The organism is Variovorax sp. WDL1 (genome assembly GCF_001541225.1).
GTDB lineage: Bacteria > Pseudomonadota > Gammaproteobacteria > Burkholderiales > Burkholderiaceae_C > Variovorax.
On the sequence record NZ_LMTS01000033.1, the window covers coordinates 33,895 to 48,689 of the forward strand.

The 14,795-nt window shown below is 68.3% G+C and carries 15 protein-coding genes; 9 read left to right on the forward strand and 6 right to left on the reverse strand.

Going from position 1 to position 14,795, the window contains the following annotated elements; translation table 11 throughout:
• Nucleotides 1–927, forward strand: a 927-nt coding sequence (locus APY03_RS43375) for a (Fe-S)-binding protein (RefSeq protein ID WP_269747365.1), incomplete at its 5' end; no start/stop codon positions are given.
• 7 nt (nucleotides 928–934) lie between these two features.
• On the opposite strand, the gene APY03_RS06985 is transcribed toward APY03_RS43375, so the two are convergent.
• The gene (locus APY03_RS06985) at nucleotides 935–1,951 is read right to left on the reverse strand and encodes a methyltransferase (RefSeq protein ID WP_068675254.1); all 1,017 of its coding nucleotides are present in this window, start codon (nucleotides 1,949–1,951) and stop codon (nucleotides 935–937) included.
• Nucleotides 1,952–2,099: 148 nt separating this feature from the next.
• Nucleotides 2,100–2,531 (reverse strand): MarR family winged helix-turn-helix transcriptional regulator, encoded by a 432-nt coding sequence (locus APY03_RS06990; RefSeq protein WP_068675256.1) that lies wholly within the window; start codon nucleotides 2,529–2,531, stop codon nucleotides 2,100–2,102.
• Between the two features lie 281 nt (nucleotides 2,532–2,812).
• Here APY03_RS06990 and APY03_RS06995 point away from each other — a divergent pair, with 281 nt between their 5' ends.
• The 4 genes from APY03_RS06995 (at nucleotide 2,813) to APY03_RS07010 (ending at nucleotide 7,321) form a co-directional block, all read left to right on the forward strand.
• The gene (locus tag APY03_RS06995) at nucleotides 2,813–3,301 is read left to right on the forward strand and encodes a tripartite tricarboxylate transporter TctB family protein (protein ID WP_068675258.1); all 489 of its coding nucleotides are present in this window, start codon (nucleotides 2,813–2,815) and stop codon (nucleotides 3,299–3,301) included.
• Between the two features lie 14 nt (nucleotides 3,302–3,315).
• The gene (locus APY03_RS07000; RefSeq protein WP_068675260.1) at nucleotides 3,316–4,830 is read left to right on the forward strand and encodes a tripartite tricarboxylate transporter permease; all 1,515 of its coding nucleotides are present in this window, start codon (nucleotides 3,316–3,318) and stop codon (nucleotides 4,828–4,830) included.
• A gap of 169 nt (nucleotides 4,831–4,999) precedes the next feature.
• A complete protein-coding gene (locus APY03_RS07005; protein WP_146039290.1) occupies nucleotides 5,000–6,586 on the forward strand; it encodes a hypothetical protein in 1,587 nt (528 codons plus the stop codon).
• Nucleotides 6,587–6,661: 75 nt separating this feature from the next.
• The gene (locus tag APY03_RS07010) at nucleotides 6,662–7,321 is read left to right on the forward strand and encodes an NUDIX hydrolase (RefSeq protein WP_068675264.1); all 660 of its coding nucleotides are present in this window, start codon (nucleotides 6,662–6,664) and stop codon (nucleotides 7,319–7,321) included.
• Nucleotides 7,322–7,385: 64 nt separating this feature from the next.
• Here the strand turns inward: APY03_RS07010 and APY03_RS07015 are convergent, their stop codons facing one another.
• Nucleotides 7,386–7,631, reverse strand: coding sequence for a hypothetical protein (locus APY03_RS07015; protein ID WP_068675266.1), 246 nt, complete (start codon nucleotides 7,629–7,631; stop codon nucleotides 7,386–7,388).
• 116 nt (nucleotides 7,632–7,747) lie between these two features.
• Nucleotides 7,748–8,695, reverse strand: coding sequence for a LysR family transcriptional regulator (locus tag APY03_RS07020; RefSeq protein ID WP_068675268.1), 948 nt, complete (start codon nucleotides 8,693–8,695; stop codon nucleotides 7,748–7,750).
• A gap of 132 nt (nucleotides 8,696–8,827) precedes the next feature.
• On the opposite strand from APY03_RS07020, the gene APY03_RS07025 reads away from it, so the two are divergent.
• From APY03_RS07025 to APY03_RS07035, 3 genes are read left to right on the forward strand one after another with little or no spacing between them, the layout of a single operon-like run.
• Nucleotides 8,828–10,393, forward strand: a complete 1,566-nt coding sequence (locus APY03_RS07025; protein ID WP_068675270.1) for an AMP-binding protein — start codon at nucleotides 8,828–8,830, stop codon at nucleotides 10,391–10,393.
• Between the two features lie 15 nt (nucleotides 10,394–10,408).
• Nucleotides 10,409–11,623, forward strand: coding sequence for an acyl-CoA dehydrogenase family protein (locus APY03_RS07030; protein ID WP_068675272.1), 1,215 nt, complete (start codon nucleotides 10,409–10,411; stop codon nucleotides 11,621–11,623).
• A 42-nt stretch (nucleotides 11,624–11,665) separates the two neighbouring features.
• On the forward strand, nucleotides 11,666–12,643 hold the full coding sequence (locus tag APY03_RS07035) for a Bug family tripartite tricarboxylate transporter substrate binding protein (RefSeq protein WP_068675274.1): 978 nt from the start codon (nucleotides 11,666–11,668) through the stop codon (nucleotides 12,641–12,643).
• A gap of 69 nt (nucleotides 12,644–12,712) precedes the next feature.
• Here APY03_RS07035 and APY03_RS07040 read toward each other — a convergent pair whose 3' ends face one another.
• Nucleotides 12,713–12,898 (reverse strand): CsbD family protein, encoded by a 186-nt coding sequence (locus tag APY03_RS07040; RefSeq protein WP_068675276.1) that lies wholly within the window; start codon nucleotides 12,896–12,898, stop codon nucleotides 12,713–12,715.
• Nucleotides 12,899–13,173: 275 nt separating this feature from the next.
• Here APY03_RS07040 and APY03_RS07045 point away from each other — a divergent pair, with 275 nt between their 5' ends.
• The gene (locus tag APY03_RS07045; protein WP_068675278.1) at nucleotides 13,174–13,965 is read left to right on the forward strand and encodes a hypothetical protein; all 792 of its coding nucleotides are present in this window, start codon (nucleotides 13,174–13,176) and stop codon (nucleotides 13,963–13,965) included.
• Nucleotides 13,966–14,062: 97 nt separating this feature from the next.
• Here the strand turns inward: APY03_RS07045 and APY03_RS41270 are convergent, their stop codons facing one another.
• Nucleotides 14,063–14,395, reverse strand: a complete 333-nt coding sequence (locus APY03_RS41270; RefSeq protein ID WP_146039291.1) for a hypothetical protein — start codon at nucleotides 14,393–14,395, stop codon at nucleotides 14,063–14,065.
• Nucleotides 14,396–14,795 lie beyond the last annotated feature (400 nt).

Consider the following 14,795-nt stretch of genomic DNA (forward strand, 5'->3'; position numbering starts at 1 on the left):
CTGCACACCGCCAGCCGCATGCCCTGGCTCTTCAACCTGCGCAACCGGCTGCCCGGCGCCGCCTGGCTGGGCGAGCGGCTGCTCGGCCTGTCGGCAAGGCGTTCGCTGCCGGAGTTCCGCGGCGACACCTTCTGGCGCGAGCGCGACGCGACGCTCTTCACCAGCAGCGACATGGTCATCGCCGCTGCCTGCAGCGGGCGCAAGGCCGCGGTGCTCTTCGTCGACACCTTCAACGGCGGCTTCGAAAGCGAGAACGCCTGGGCCGCCGCCCGCGTGCTCAAGGCGGCCGGCTACCTGCTGCACACGGTCGAGAAATTCAGCGGCCACCATTGCTGCGGCCGCACCTACCTTGCCAGCGGCATGGTGGACGAGGCCAGGGCCCGCGCCGGCGCGCTCGTCGACGCGCTGCTGCCCCTGGCCGAGGAGGGCGTGCCCATCGTCGGGCTGGAGCCTTCCTGCCTGCTGACCCTGCGCGACGAGACGCTGGCGATGGGCCTGGGCGACAAGGCGCGGACCGTCGCGGCCCAGGCGCTGCTGTTCGAGGAATTCATCGCGCGCGAAATGCGCGAGGGTCGCTTCAAGCTCGGCCTCAAGCCCGCCGGCAAGCCCATCCTGCTGCACGGCCACTGCCACCAGAAGGCCTTCGGCGCGGTGAGCCCCATCCTCGAGGTGCTGAAGCTCATCCCCGATGCAAAGCCCGAGCTCATCGAGAGCTCCTGCTGCGGCATGGCCGGCAGCTTCGGCTACGAGGCCGCGCATTACGAGGTGTCGATGCGCATGGCCGAGGCCGCACTGCTGCCCGCGGTGCGCAGCCAGCCCGACGCGATCGTCCTGGCCGACGGCACCAGCTGCCGCCACCAGATCGCCGACGGCGCGCAGCGCCAGGCGGTGCACGTGGCGCGGCTGCTGGATGCGCTGATCGCCTGAACGAAGCTCAGGGCGCCGCCGCGCCGGCTTCGAGCACCGAGAAGGCGCCCGCGTCGACCACGCGGCGCAGCCTCAGCCCTGCGGCCACGAGCACGGCTTCGAACTCCGCCTGCGTGCGCTCGCGCCCGCCCGGCGACACCAGCATGTTGAGATCGGAGAACTTGGCGTCGCGCCCTTCGTTCGGCGGTGCAATCACGCGCTCCAGCAGCAGCACCCGGCTGTGCGGGGCCAATCCCTTCGCCACCGTCGTGAGAATGCGCACCGCGTCGCCATCGTCCCAGTCGTGAATGACGGAGCGCAGCAGGTAGGCATCGGCTCCCGCCGGCACCTGCTCGAAGAAGCTGCCGCCGACGACGCGGCACCGATCGCCAACGCCCGCGTCGGCCAGCCGCTCGTGTGCTCTCCCGACCACCTGGGGCAGATCCAGCAAGGTTCCCTGCAGATGAGGATGCGCGGCCAGCACCGCCGCCAGCAGCGCGCCGTTGCCGCCGCCCACGTCGACGACGGTGCGCAGGTCCGAGAAGTCGTAGGCCGCGAGCACCGCGGCCGAGGCCCGCTTCGACAGCGCCGCCATCGCGCGATCGAAAACCGCGCCGTTCTCAGGATGCGCTGCGCGATGGCTCCAGACGTCCTGGCCGTGCATGTGGACGAAGGCGTTCTCGCCGGTGCGCACGCTGTGCAGCAGCCCGCTCCAGGCCTGCCAATACGTCGGCCCGCCGACGAAGGCGGCCCAGGCGGCCATCGAGCCTTCCGCATCCGAGCGCAGCGGCTGGCCCAGCGGCGCGAGCGCAAAGCGCTGCGCCTCGCCTTCGTGCAGGATTTCTACGCTCGCCAGCGCGCGCAGCAGCCGGTAGAGCGTCGGTGCGTGCGTGCCGGTGGAGTCCGCCAGCTCGTCGGCGCTGTGCTCGCCCTCGGCAAGCAGGTCGGCGATACCGAGCGTCGCCGCGACGTGGAGCGCCTGCGACAGCTGGTAGCCGTCGATCAGCCGCCGCAGGGCCAAGGCCGGGTTTGAATCATTCTGCATAGGGCTACCCCTGCGAGCGCTGAGCCGGCCATTGTGTTCCCCTTTGCCGCGTGGCGATACCCATGCCGGCCGGCGGCTGCCTTCACCGTCGCTCTGGCCGGCGGACACAAGGGGCGCTGCCTGCGCAACAAGACCAGGCCAGCCCGTCTTAGCTCTCGTCGATCTCGCCGCCGATCTCGCTCGCGAGCCGGACCGCCTCGGCCAGGTGCGACAGCTCCAGCGCGTGCTGCCGCGCGAGTTTTGCCAGCACCTTGCGCCCCTTGGGCAGCAGGTGCACCTCGACCAGCCGCCGGTCGACGGTGCTGGGCTGGCGCCTGACCAGGCCGGCCTCTTCGCAGCGTGTCACCAGCGCCACCACCCCGTGCGGTTGCGCCTGGAGGCGCTCGGCGATCTCGCTGATGGAGGCCCATTCGCGGCCGGGGAAGCCCTGCGTGTGCAGCAGCACCTGGTACTGCTGCACGGTGATGCCGGCCTCGCGCGCCGCATCCTCGCTGAATCGCAGAAAGCTGCGCAGCCGGTGCCTGAATGTCGACAGCGCCTCCAGGCGCAGCTTCGACGCGCTCTGCTCGTTCTTGGACATGGTGTTGGACCTGCTGGAAGTCCCCGCAATGTAACAAGGCGCCGCCAGCGCGCTGGCGCGGCGGAAGCGCCGGGGGCTCAGGGTAATTACTCATGATGTGAGGTAAAAAGCCTCATAACATGACGTAATTCGATCGCGGCGCCGTCAAGCGCCTGCATCCGCAGGCGAGACCGGGCGCCGCCTCTGCTTGGCTCTCGCGCTTTGCATGGCCAACCGGCCTGGCCCGGACGGCGGTCGTCTCCCCCTCTCCGACCCTTCTCCGACCCTTCGAAAGCACACTCATGAAAATCAGGAGTCAACGAGACTTCTTCTCGGGCTTGATGTTTGCCGTCGTCGGCGCCGCGTTCGCGATCGGCGCCACCAACTACAGCATCGGCACCGGCGCCCGCATGGGACCTGGCTACTTCCCGCTCATGCTCGGCGTGCTGCTGGCCATCCTGGGCCTCGGCGTCATCCTGAGCTCCATGACCATCGACACCGTGGACGGCGAGCCCGTCGGCCGCATCGCCTGGAAGCCGCTGCTGTTCGTCATCGGCGCCAACCTCGTCTTCGGCGTGCTGCTGGGCGGGCTGCCCAGCATCGGCCTGCCGGCCCTGGGCCTGATCGTCGCGATCTACGCGCTGGTCGTGGTCGCGAGCCTCGCGGGATCCAGCTTCCACATGAAGTCGGCGCTGATCCTCGCCACCGTGCTGGCCATCGGCAGCTATCTCACCTTCATCCTCGGCCTGAGCCTGCAGTTCCAGGTCTGGCCCACTTTCATCACCGGCTAAGGACGCGAATCGTCATGGAGCTTCTCGACAACCTCGCGCTCGGCTTCAGCCACGCCGTCTCGCTGCAGAACCTGGTCTACGCCTTCGTCGGCTGCCTGCTGGGCACGCTGATCGGCGTGCTGCCCGGCATCGGGCCCGTGCCCACCATCGCCATGCTGCTGCCGGTCACCTACGCGCTGCCGCCGGTGGCCGCGCTGATCATGCTGGCGGGCATCTACTACGGCTCGCAGTACGGCGGCTCAACCACCGCCATCCTGGTCAACCTGCCGGGCGAATCGTCCTCCGTCGTGACGGTGATCGACGGGCACCAGATGGCCAAGCGCGGCCGGGCGGGCGCGGCACTCGCGACCGCCGGCCTGGGCTCGTTCTTCGCGGGCAGCGTCGCCACGCTGGTGCTCGCGGCCTTCGCGCCGCCGCTGACCGAGCTGGCCTTCAAGTTCGGCCCTGCCGAGTATTTCTCGCTGATGGTGCTGGGCCTCATCGGCGCCGTCGTGCTGGCCTCGGGCTCGCTGCTCAAGGCCATCTGCATGATCATCCTCGGCCTGCTGCTGGGCCTGGTCGGCACCGACGTGAACTCGGGCGTGGCGCGCTACAGCTTCGACATCCCGGAGCTGACCGACGGCATCAGCTTCATCGCGATCGCGATGGGCGTGTTCGGCTACGGCGAGATCATCGCCAACCTGTCGAAGCCCGACGACGAGCGTCAGATCTACACCGCCGAAGTGCACGGACTGTGGCCCACCCGCGAGGACTTCAGGCACATCATCCCTGCGGCGCTGCGCGGGACCGCGCTGGGCTGCTCGCTCGGCATCCTGCCCGGCGGCGGTTCGCTGCTGTCGGCCTTTGCCTCCTACACGCTCGAGAAGAAGCTCAAGCTGGGCGCCAAGGAGGTGCCCTTCGGACAGGGCAACATCCGCGGCGTGGCCGGCCCCGAATCGGCCAACAACGCGGGCGCCCAGACCTCCTTCATCCCGCTGCTCACCCTCGGCATTCCCGGCAATCCGGTCATGGCGTTGATGGTGGGTGCGATGACCATCCACAACATCCAGCCCGGCCCGCAGGTGATGACCAGCAACCCGGAGCTCTTCTGGGGCCTGATCGCCTCGATGTGGATCGGCAACCTGATGCTGGTGGTGCTGAACCTCCCGCTGATCGGCATCTGGATCAAGTTCCTCTCCATCCCCTACAAGTGGCTCTTCCCGGCCATCGTGCTGTTCTGCGCCATCGGGGTGTACTCGACCAACAACAACACCTTCGACGTATGGATGGTGGGCCTGTTCGGCATCGTCGGCTATGCCTTCCACAAGCTGGGGTGCGAGCCGGCGCCGCTGCTGCTGGGGCTGATCCTCGGGCCGATGATGGAAGAGAACCTGAGACGTGCGCTCCTGTTGTCGCGCGGCTCGTGGGAGGTGCTCGTCACACGGCCCATCTCGGCCGGCCTGCTGATCGCGGCGGGGCTGATGCTGGTGATCGTGCTGATGCCGGCGGTCAGGTCCAAGCGCGAAGAGGCCTTCGTCGAGGAAGGCTGACGCTCAGCGCCGGCAGTGGCGGACAGGTCGAGTCGAATCGAGCGCAGCAGAGTGATTGCGCGATGCGGCACATGAGCTTTGGTATTACTCGCGTTGGGAGAAAAAGCGAGGGAGCGGTTGATCCTTTCGGGTTACTCAGTTGGACCGACATCCAACCAGCCACTTCCCAATGCGACCCACATCCGCCCATACCACTCCTTTCGTACCTTTCAACCCGAACCGCTGGCCCGGCTCGCAAACGCCGGTGGTGGAAGGCTTCCGGTTCTCTGCCCCGGGCTTCCGGATCAGCAACGGCCAGGTATTCATCGAGGTCGATCACTCGAGTGAAATCGCCGTAGCGACCCAAGCGCAGCGACGGGTCGAATGGGTATTGCGCCGGGCACACCCCGCCGACCGGGAATCGATCCTCGAGGCGATCAGCAACGGGCCGAGCATCGGCCTCGACGTTCCTGCGCTGCGCGATGTGCTTCGGCTGACCCCGCAACAGATGACTGTGCTGCGCGCCGGCTACGCTGCCAGGCCCCTGCGCCAGCTGATCGCGCAGCAGCCGTTCCCCAAGACCTCCAAGCGCGACGTGTGGCGCAATGTAGCGAAAGCATTGCAGCAGGAAGTGTTCGACCATCGTGGTTGCCTGTCGATCGACGATGTGTGGTCGCTGGCCCACTCCGCGGCCGCCGAGATGAAGCGCCGAGGCATTGAAGATGCGCTCAAGCACGTGGGCTCTCTTGTTGAAACGGTGACCTCCGATTCCGCGATGCACGGCTGCTTCGACGCGCGGACCCAGTACACCGATCCCTGGCTGAACGGCGAGATGGGCGGCGTCGAGGCGGGCACGGCCGATCGGCTTTACAAGGCCTCGCCGGCGGACGAAGCGTTGCCGCCACTGCTGATCGCACAGGCGCGATGGCTGGACAACCGGCTGGAGCTGGGGCTGGGCGCAGTGGCGCCACCGATGGACCCGCAGATTCTGGCGCTGCAAATCAAGGATGCATTCGAACAGCTGCTCGGCCAATCCTTCGCGCTGGGTGAACATGGGCCGCAGGACCTTCACCAGGCATACATGTGTTACGTTTTCCTGGCACTGGACAACCTCGGTGCCACGCATGTCCCGGCCGTGGGAACACCGTCGCAAGAGCAGGTCGACCAGGCGCTGCTGACGGTCGGGCAGCCCCAGCCGTCGAGGAAGAGAGATGCGGGACAGATCGCGCTTTCCGCAGCGCCTGACGTGCCTGTCCAAGAGCCGACGCCGAGGGGAAGGCGCGAGCCGGCGTGGTCAGGGCCCGGTGACAAGGCCGCTTCCGTCGCGCCAGAGCAGTCTCTGCTGCCTACGACACCCGTGGAGGCTTCTTCTCTGCCGCCGCCCAGCGAGGAGCCCTCGGTCGTCGCGTCGCAGCAGGTGCTGTTGCTGGCCTTCAAGCAATATGACTACACCTTGGCACAGGGAGTCATGGCTCAACTGGCGAACAAGGAGACAGTCAGCGAAGTCGTCGAGTATCTGCTCGGGCTGAATCGCCCTCAATGGACTAGCCTGTTCACCATTGCGAACCACCTCAAGCCAAAGAACGAGGAAGCATCCCAGCTTGTGGCGACGCTTTTTCTCATGGGAGGAGACGCGTTACGCATTCTTCACTTGCTGCCTACCGCCATACCGCCGGCTCTGCGCCGCTACGCAGCCCACATCGACATGAATCTTGATCGGTGGCGCAACAAGACGCGGGTCGAGGAGATCAAGAAGAAACTCGGGCTCCATGCTTGAGAGGACCTGCAAGGTTGCCGAGCGACACTTGGTGCCGCGTTGGCGCTCTTGCCGGCCGCACCTGGAGAATCGTGAATGCCATTGGATGATGCGCTGCGTGCTTCGATCGCCGAACTTCTTCGCCGCTTCGATCTGCTGGCGTTGCACGCACGCGGCGCCAGACGTGCAGCCGTCGCCTTGGCAATCGTCGAAGAGGGCTTCGGCGCCGCGTTGCCCGGCATCCCCGCCCCGGCGGCGTGGAGCCGCGAAGCCGCCGTGCTCCTCACCCGGCGTCCCTCGCACATGCGCAACCACGCGGGCCAGTGGGCACTGCCCGGCGGAAGCATCGACGGCGACGAAACGCCGGAGCAGGCAGCTCTGCGCGAGCTCCATGAAGAAGTCGGCCTGAAGCTCGACGAGGCCACGATCCTCGGCCGTCTCGACGACTTCGTCACGCGCTCCGGCTTCGCCATCACGCCCGTCGTCGTCTGGGCCGGCGCCGCGCGCGAGCTGGTGCCGAGCGAAGCCGAGGTCGCGAGCATCCATCGCATTCCCATCGCCGAGTTCAAGCGCGCCGATGCGCCGCTGCTGGACGCCATCGACGACAGCGTTCATCCGGTGCTGCGCATGCCGGTGGGAGACACCTGGATCGCGGCACCGACCGCGGCCTTCCTCTACCAGTTCCGCGAGCTGTGCTTCGCAGGGCGCGTGACGCGCGTCGCGCATTTCGAGCAGCCCTTGTTCGCGCGCAAGTAGCCGATCACACGCGACAAGCGCGGCGACTCGGCGATGAAGACCCTGTTCTGCCGCCTGGACTGCTCTACGTGCGCTGGTACATCGCCCACTTCAATGTCAAGAGGTCTGCAGCGATCTTGGCGGCGTTGACCCCCGCATACGGTTCGGCAGGATCGAACTCGAAGGCCTCCTGATATCGGACGATTTCCGCGTAGTCCTTGTCGAAGACCATCGGGCCCGTCAGCTCGGCCGGATCGACTCCCGCCGGAAGCGCCAGGAATTTCTTTGGATTGGTAGCACTCTGGTAGAGGTCGACGCTCAACAGGTTCATACATCAGTCCTCGATATTCCGACGAATGATTGCGCTCGATCGCGCCGTGCGCAATCAGCGCCGGCCTACACGGCGCTGGAGGCCGGAGCGGCCCGGCGCCCGGGCTGGCCTGGCGGCTAAGCCCGCCCGCCCCTGCGCGCCGCGCGACGCGCCGGCGCGGCCTCCGCGCGCGCCGTCTCCTCCAGCAGCTCCAGGAAGCGCTGCGCCAGCGGTGGCAGTGCAGCGCCCTTGCGCGTCAGTGCGCCGATGGTGCGCGTGAAGCGCGCATCCGCCATCGGCAGCGGCGCCAGTCCTTCGCCGATCGCCATGCCCAGCTGCGACTCGCTCATGATCGACACCAGGTCGCTCTGCGCCACCAGCCGGTTCAGCTGCCCGCCCGCCGTGTTGCTCACCTCCACCGTCACGCGCGGCGGCGGCAGCCCGGCCTCGGCCAGCCGGCCTTCCACGTTGCGGCGCGCCGCAACGGCCGGCCCGGGCAGGATCCACCGCGCATCGACCAGGTCCTGCAGCCGCTGGCGCCGCTTCGACAGCAGCGGGTGGTGCTCGCGCACCACCAGGCACAGCGCGTCGTCGATCAGCGGCAGCGCATGCAGGTCCGGCGGGACCACGCCCGGCAGCGCGTTGATCGACAGGTCGATGTCCCCCAGCCGCAGCGCCGCCACCAGCGCATCGTTCAAATTCAGCATCAGCCGCAGCCGCGCGGCCGGCCGCTGCCGGTGCAGCGCTACCGTCGCCGGCACGAACAGCCGCTGCGCATAGAGCGGCGACACGCCCACGCGCAGCAGGCCCAGCTCGCCGAGGTGCATGTCCGCCGCCTCCTTGATCGCATCCCCCAGGCTCGCGCGCAGCGCCTGCGTGCGCTCGCGGAACTGCGTGGCCACCGCCGTCAGCTGCATCCCGCGGCTGCTGCGCTCGAAGAGCGGAAAACCCAGCTCCTTCTCCAGGCGCTGCAGCCCCTGCGTGATGGCCGGCTGCGACACGTCCAGCGCCGCAGCGGCGGCCCGCACCTTGCCGTGATGCGCCACCGCCAGGAAATAGTCGATGTCGTCGAGCCGCACGCCCATGTCGCTTGCCTCCGGGCCCTGCGCGGGGCCCCTTGTCGGGTGATCACGCCAGCTTATCAAAGCCGCCCGCTCGCTTATCCAACGCAGCCCCTCGTCTTCCTAGACTTCAGGCCATACGGAGACACCATCACCATGAACCTCGGCATGTACACCGCGCGCAGTGCGCGCTTCTGGGCCGACCGGCCCGCCATCTTCTTCCGCGACCGCGTGGTCAGCTACGCCGAGCTGGAGCGGCGATCGAACCGCCTTGCGCACGCCCTGCTCGCGCTCGGCCTGCAGCGCGGCGACCGCGTCGCCGTCGTCTCGCCCAACCGCCCCGAGATCGTCGAGCTCGAGTGCGCGCTCTACAAGCTGGGCCTGGTCAAGGTCGCGCTCAACGCGCGCCTCGCCCCCGCCGAGCTGGCCGATGCGCTCGCCAATGCCGAGCCGGCGGCCTGCCTCGCCGGCCCCGAGCACCGCGCCATGGTCGAGGAGGCCGCCGCCCCGCTCGCAGGCCTGAAGCACCGCATCGCCTTCGCCCCGGCGCCCGCCGAGGCCGGCTGGCTCGACTACGAAGCCCTGCTGGCCCAGGCCGCCGACGCGCACATCCACGTCGACATGCGCGCCGACGAGCTCGCCGTGCTGCACTACACCTCGGGCTCCACCGGCAAGCTCAAGGCCGCCATGCAGACCGTCGGCAACCGCATGGCCTCGCTGCGCAAGATCGTCATGGGCCGCATGCATGCGGGCAAGGGCGACGTGCTCATGCTCTGCGGCCCCATCACCCACGCCAGCGGCATGTTCATCCAGCCCATGCTCTACCAGGGCGCCTCCGTGCTGCTCATGGAGCGCTTCCAGCCCGCCGAGATCCTCGAGGCCATCGAGAAGCACCGCGTCACCATGTGCTTCTTCGTCCCCGCGATGATCAACGCCCTCCTCGCCGAGCCCACCATCCGCACCCGCGACCTGAGCAGCCTGCGCCTGGTCTCCTACGGCGCCGCGCCCATGTCCCCCGCGCGCATCCGCGAGGCCTGGGCCGCTTTCGGCCCCGTGCTGTCGCAAGGCTACGGCGCCGGCGAGACCACCGGCGGCGTCATCGCCCTCGGCATCGAGGACCACGCGCTCGCCATCGAAGGCGGCCGCCCCGAGCTGCTCTCTGCCTGCGGGCGCCCCTCCTGCGAATCCGACATCCAGGTGCTCGACGAGCAGGGCCGCCCCGTCGAGGGCGACGGCATCGGCGAAATCTGCGTGCGCGGCCCCGACGTCTTCGCCGGCTTCTGGCGCGCCCCCGAGCCCACCCGCGAAGCGCTCGGCGACGACGGCTGGCTGCACACCGGCGACCTCGCCCGCGTCGACCGCGAGGGCTACATCCACATCGTCGACCGCAAGAAGGAAATGCTCGTCTCCGGCGGCTTCAACGTCTACCCCACCGAGGTCGAGGCCGTGCTCGCCCAGCATGCCGCCGTGTACGAGGTCTGCGTCATCGGCGTGCCCGACGACCACTGGGGCGAATCGGTCAAGGCCATCGTCGTGCTGCGGGACGGCGCCGAGGCCGAGGCCGGCGAGCTCATGGACTTCTGCCGCGGTCGGCTCGCCGACTTCAAGCGCCCGCGCTCGGTCGAATTCATCGACCACCTGCCCAAGAACGCCAACGGCAAGCTCTCACGCAAGGACGTGCGCGAGCCCTACTGGCGCGGCCGCGAACGGCGCGTCAACTGAACACAGGATCACGCCATGGACGCGACCACCACCCCCGCCCCGCGCAGCGCCGAGGCCGCGCGCTTCGAAGGCTCCGAAGCCGCCCGCGATTTCATCGCGCGCGTGCAGGCCTTCATCCGCGACGAGCTGCAGCCCCTCGTGGCCGAGCACGGCATCGACTACGAGTCCGGCGCGCCCCGCCCCGTGCTCGACGAGGTCTGGCGCCGCTCGCGCGAACAGGGCTTCTACGGCGTCACCCTGCCCAAGTCCCTGGGCGGCGCCGGCTTCAGCGTGCATGACCACTGCCTCATCAAGGAGGCCATCTACGCCAGCGGCTCGCCCCTTGCCGCGCACGTGCTCGGCGAACTCTCCGGCCCGCCCCGCGTCGGCGCGCTGGCAAGGCACGCCACGGCCGACCAGATGGGCCGCTTCATCCTCCCCGTGGCCCGCGCCGAGAAGGCCATCTGCTTCGCCATCACCGAGCCGGAGGCCGGCTCCGACGCCGGCGCCGTGCAGACCCGCGCCGTGCGCGTGGGCGACGAGTTCGTCCTCAACGGCACCAAGCGCTTCATCTCCGGCTCGCCCTTCTGCGACATCGCCGTCGTCATCGCCTCCACCAGCGACGACCCGGCCCGGCGCGAGACCACTGCCTTCTTCGTCGAGCGCGACCGCCCGGGCTTCGAGGTCGAGACCGGCTACAAGACCATGGCCGGCCAGTCCGGCACCGGCAACATCGTCCTTACCGACTGCCGCATCCCCGCCGCCAACCTCATAGGCGAACAGGGCAAGGGCCTCGCCCTTGCGCTCGGGCGCATCACCGTCAACCGGCTGCTGCACTGCCCCGCCATGCTCGGCCTTGCGCGCCTTGCGCTGCAGGACTCGGTCGCCCACGCCACGCGGCGCCGCCAGTTCGGCCAGCCCATCGGCGCCTTCCAGGCCGTGCAGCACATGCTGGCCGACATGGCCACCGAGCTTGCCGCCGCCCGCGCGCTCATGCTCAGCGTGGCCCGCACCCTCGACGCCGGCGGCGAGCCCCGCGCCGACGCCTCCATGGCCAAGCTCTTCTGCTCCGAGACTGCCTTCCGCATTGCCGACCGCGCCGTGCAGGTGCACGGCGGCGAGGGCATCGTCCAGGGCAGCCGCGTCGAATTCCTGTTCCGCATGCTGCGCATGTACCGCGTGCTCACCGGCACCAGCGAGATCCAGCGCAACACCATCGCCCGCGAACTGCTGGGCGGCGACATCCGCTGACGCCCCCTGTACGCCTGCACAACACCCGAAGGAGACACACCCATGAACACCACCCGCCGCGCCCTCGTCCTTGCCGCTGCCGCAGCCGCCGCGCTCGCCACCACCGCCGGCGCGCACGCGCAGGACTACCCCAGCCGCCCCATCAAGTGGATCGTGCCCTACCTCGCCGGCACGGCGCCCGACACCACCGTGCGCATCACCGGCGACGCCATGTCGAAAATCCTCGGCCAGCCCGTCGTCATCGAGAACCGCGGCGGCGCGGCCGGCAACATCGGTGCCCAGCTCGCCGCCAAGGCGCCGGCCGACGGCTACACCTGGGTCTACAGCGGCTCGCCCATGGCCACCAACATGCGCATGTACCGCAAGCCCGGCTTCGACGTGATGAAGGACTTCATCCACGTCGGCCGCATCACGCAGTCCGACTCGGTCATCGTGGTCAACCCCGACTCCGGCATCACCAGCGTGAAGCAGCTCGTCGAGCACCTGCGCAAGAGCCCCGGCAAGATGGCCTATGCCTCCGGCGGCGTCGGCACGCCCTCGCACATGGGCGCCGAGCTGCTGCTGTCGGCCACCGGCGCCAAGGCGCTGCATGTGCCGTACAAGGGTGCCTCGGAATCCACCAACGCCGTCGCCGGCAAGCAGGTCGACTTTGCGCTCGCGCTCATCGCGCCTGCGCTGCCGCACATCGAGGGCGGCAAGCTCGTGCCGCTGGCGGTGCTTTCGCCCGAGCGCAACGCGCGGCTCGACAAGGTGCCTACGCTCGCAGAGGCTGGCGTGCCCGGCATCTCGCTCGTCTCCTTCGGCGGGCTCGGCCTGCCGAAGGGCACGCCGGCGCCCGTGGTTCAGAAGGTACGTGATGCGCTCGCCAAGGCGCTTGCGACGCCCGAGGTGCGGGAGAAGCTCGAGGCCAATGGCGCAGCCGTCGTGCCGAGCACGCCGGAGCAGTTTGCGCAGAGCCTGCAGGCGGAAATCGCGCTGACCGAGAAGCTGATGAAGGTGGCGAACATCGAGGCGCAATAGCCGTTGCGGCCGCGCGGCCGCTGACGGCCGCGCGTGGCGCTTCTCACCACGACCGGGAGTTGCCGGAACTCAGGGCTTCTTCGTGAGGGTCTTGGCCGCTTCCTTCACGTCGCCGACCTTCTTCTGCACGGCACCGGCCGTCTTGTCGGCAGCGCCTTCGGCCTGCAGCCTCTCATTGCCCGTCGCCTCGCCGACGGTCTGCTTCACACTGCCCTTGGCCTTCTCGAGGCCGCCTTTGACTTGATCCTTGTTCATCTCAGTTTCCTCTGGAAGGTGTTGACCCGGGTGCATGAGTGCCTCCGTGTCACTGCCATGTGGCAGCAGTCGAGGTGTCCGTTCGCGGCGGGGTTGAGATAGAGCTACTTCGCCGCGTCTTGGTGTAGTACCTGCCTGACACCCCGCGGGCTGCGGCTTCGAGACAGCTCATCCACAGCGGGGGGCTCCACCTACGTGCAAGCGCGGCGCCGTCTTCGGCCAAGCTCCGAACGTGGGGCAAGACTCCACGCTCGTACCAACCCGAGGAGCAAGTCATGAGCACAGTCACCTACGACACCCCACCCGGCCCCAACGCGCCCGTGCGCACCGAAGCCGAGCTCTTGCGCCCAAGGCCCTGGCATCGCGTGTCATGGGGCGCCATCATCGCTGGCGTCGTCATCGCCATGGTGCTCCAGCTGGTGCTGAGCCTGCTCGGCGCAAGCCTCGGCTTGAGCACGATCGATCCGATGAAATACAGCAGTCCCGATCCGGCCACCTTCGGCATCGCAGCCGGCGCCTGGTGGGTCGCCAGTAGCGCATTGGCCTTGTTTGCGGGCGGCTGGGTGGCTGGCCATCTGGCCGGCGCACCCGACAAGACCGACGCCTCGCTGCACGGGCTGCTCACCTGGGGCCTCGCCACCATCGTGACCGCCTACCTCGTGACCTCGCTGATCGGTGCCGCCATCGGCGGCGGCGGCAAGGTGCTGGGAACGGCCGCGACCGCGGGCGCCGCCGGCGCTTCCGGCCCTGTGGCGGATGCAGTGCGACGCCAGATGCCTTCGGGCGTTTCGATCGACGACCTGAAGAACCAGGCCCAGCAGCGTCTTGCCCAGGCGGCCAACCCGGGCGCTGCGGCACCTGCGGATCCTTCTGCACCGCTCACGGAAGAGCAAAAGGCGCAAGCCGAGGCCAAGGCGCGCCAGGTGGCCGACGAGGCCGCAAAGCGCGCATCGCAGGCTGCGCTCGCGCTACTGCTCGCGATGGTGGTGGGGGCGATCGCTGCGACCTTTGGGGGCTCGCTTGCTGGGCGGCGGTATTGGGTGGCTGACGGTACGGTGCGCCGGTGAGTTTGCAGGAGGGGTCGCGGCCCGCTGCCGGGGCCGCCAGTCACTAGCATCGGCACGTGGAAGTCCTGCCTTCCGTCATGCCTGCTCGCCCGCACGGTCATGCAACAGGTCGGCCGGGCATTGAGCAGCTGATCTTCCAGCGCCTGAGCTGGTCTTCGCCAAGCCGGATTCGGAGTGCCTTCCAGCCTATAGGAGAGATCTCGCTCACGACAAGACCGATCTGAGGGCCGCCGCCTCGTGGGTCGAACACGACCTGCATCACCGCATTGGCTTGTCCCAGGTGAACCAGTGCGCAAAGTGCTTCGATGTCTTTGTTCTCTGTGAGGATGAGCGAGAGGGATGAACGGAAGCGCCGCTGCGCAAGGTGCGGTGCCCTGAGTGCGTTCGGAGCCTTGTCTTCGGTTGTTGTTTCGGGACCATGTTCGAGCACGCCGCAAGTGTCTGGGGAATCTCAACCTGGGTACACACACTATCGGTTTGATTGGGGGATGGTGTTGCCGGCCCAGTTCGCGCTGGCTTTCCAGTGCGCCGCCAATCCGCTGCTGCTCTTGGTACGAGCCGAGAGGGCATGCAACTGTTGCGCGAGGTCGCCGGCGTGAACTCAGGCTGCGCTTAGCCTGGAGCGGATCCGGCCCCAGGTAGAGCGGTCGCGACGTCAGTCGCATCGACCAAGCATTTCAGAAACTTGATCGCCTTCTCCAGGTCTTCCTTCCTGATGAGATGCGGTTGCGGTATGCCCCCATCTGGTGGCTTGGACCGATGCACCGCATCCCCCCGCTTCTTGATTACAGCGTATGCGTCTGGCCAAGTCACCTTGCCGCCAAGCGGGC

Bases quoted from the DNA above. Each gene is read 5' to 3' on its own strand.
- APY03_RS06985 (WP_068675254.1), bottom strand. From the start codon at position 1,951: ATGCAGAATGATTCAAACCCGGCCTTGGCCCTGCGGCGGCTGATCGAC.
- APY03_RS06990 (WP_068675256.1), bottom strand. From the start codon at position 2,531: ATGTCCAAGAACGAGCAGAGCGCGTCGAAGCTGCGCCTGGAGGCGCTG.
- APY03_RS06995 (WP_068675258.1), top strand. From the start codon at position 2,813: ATGAAAATCAGGAGTCAACGAGACTTCTTCTCGGGCTTGATGTTTGCC.
- APY03_RS07000 (WP_068675260.1), top strand. From the start codon at position 3,316: ATGGAGCTTCTCGACAACCTCGCGCTCGGCTTCAGCCACGCCGTCTCG.
- APY03_RS07005 (WP_146039290.1), top strand. From the start codon at position 5,000: ATGCGACCCACATCCGCCCATACCACTCCTTTCGTACCTTTCAACCCG.
- APY03_RS07010 (WP_068675264.1), top strand. From the start codon at position 6,662: ATGCCATTGGATGATGCGCTGCGTGCTTCGATCGCCGAACTTCTTCGC.
- APY03_RS07015 (WP_068675266.1), bottom strand. From the start codon at position 7,631: ATGAACCTGTTGAGCGTCGACCTCTACCAGAGTGCTACCAATCCAAAG.
- APY03_RS07020 (WP_068675268.1), bottom strand. From the start codon at position 8,695: ATGGGCGTGCGGCTCGACGACATCGACTATTTCCTGGCGGTGGCGCAT.
- APY03_RS07025 (WP_068675270.1), top strand. From the start codon at position 8,828: ATGAACCTCGGCATGTACACCGCGCGCAGTGCGCGCTTCTGGGCCGAC.
- APY03_RS07030 (WP_068675272.1), top strand. From the start codon at position 10,409: ATGGACGCGACCACCACCCCCGCCCCGCGCAGCGCCGAGGCCGCGCGC.
- APY03_RS07035 (WP_068675274.1), top strand. From the start codon at position 11,666: ATGAACACCACCCGCCGCGCCCTCGTCCTTGCCGCTGCCGCAGCCGCC.
- APY03_RS07040 (WP_068675276.1), bottom strand. From the start codon at position 12,898: ATGAACAAGGATCAAGTCAAAGGCGGCCTCGAGAAGGCCAAGGGCAGT.
- APY03_RS07045 (WP_068675278.1), top strand. From the start codon at position 13,174: ATGAGCACAGTCACCTACGACACCCCACCCGGCCCCAACGCGCCCGTG.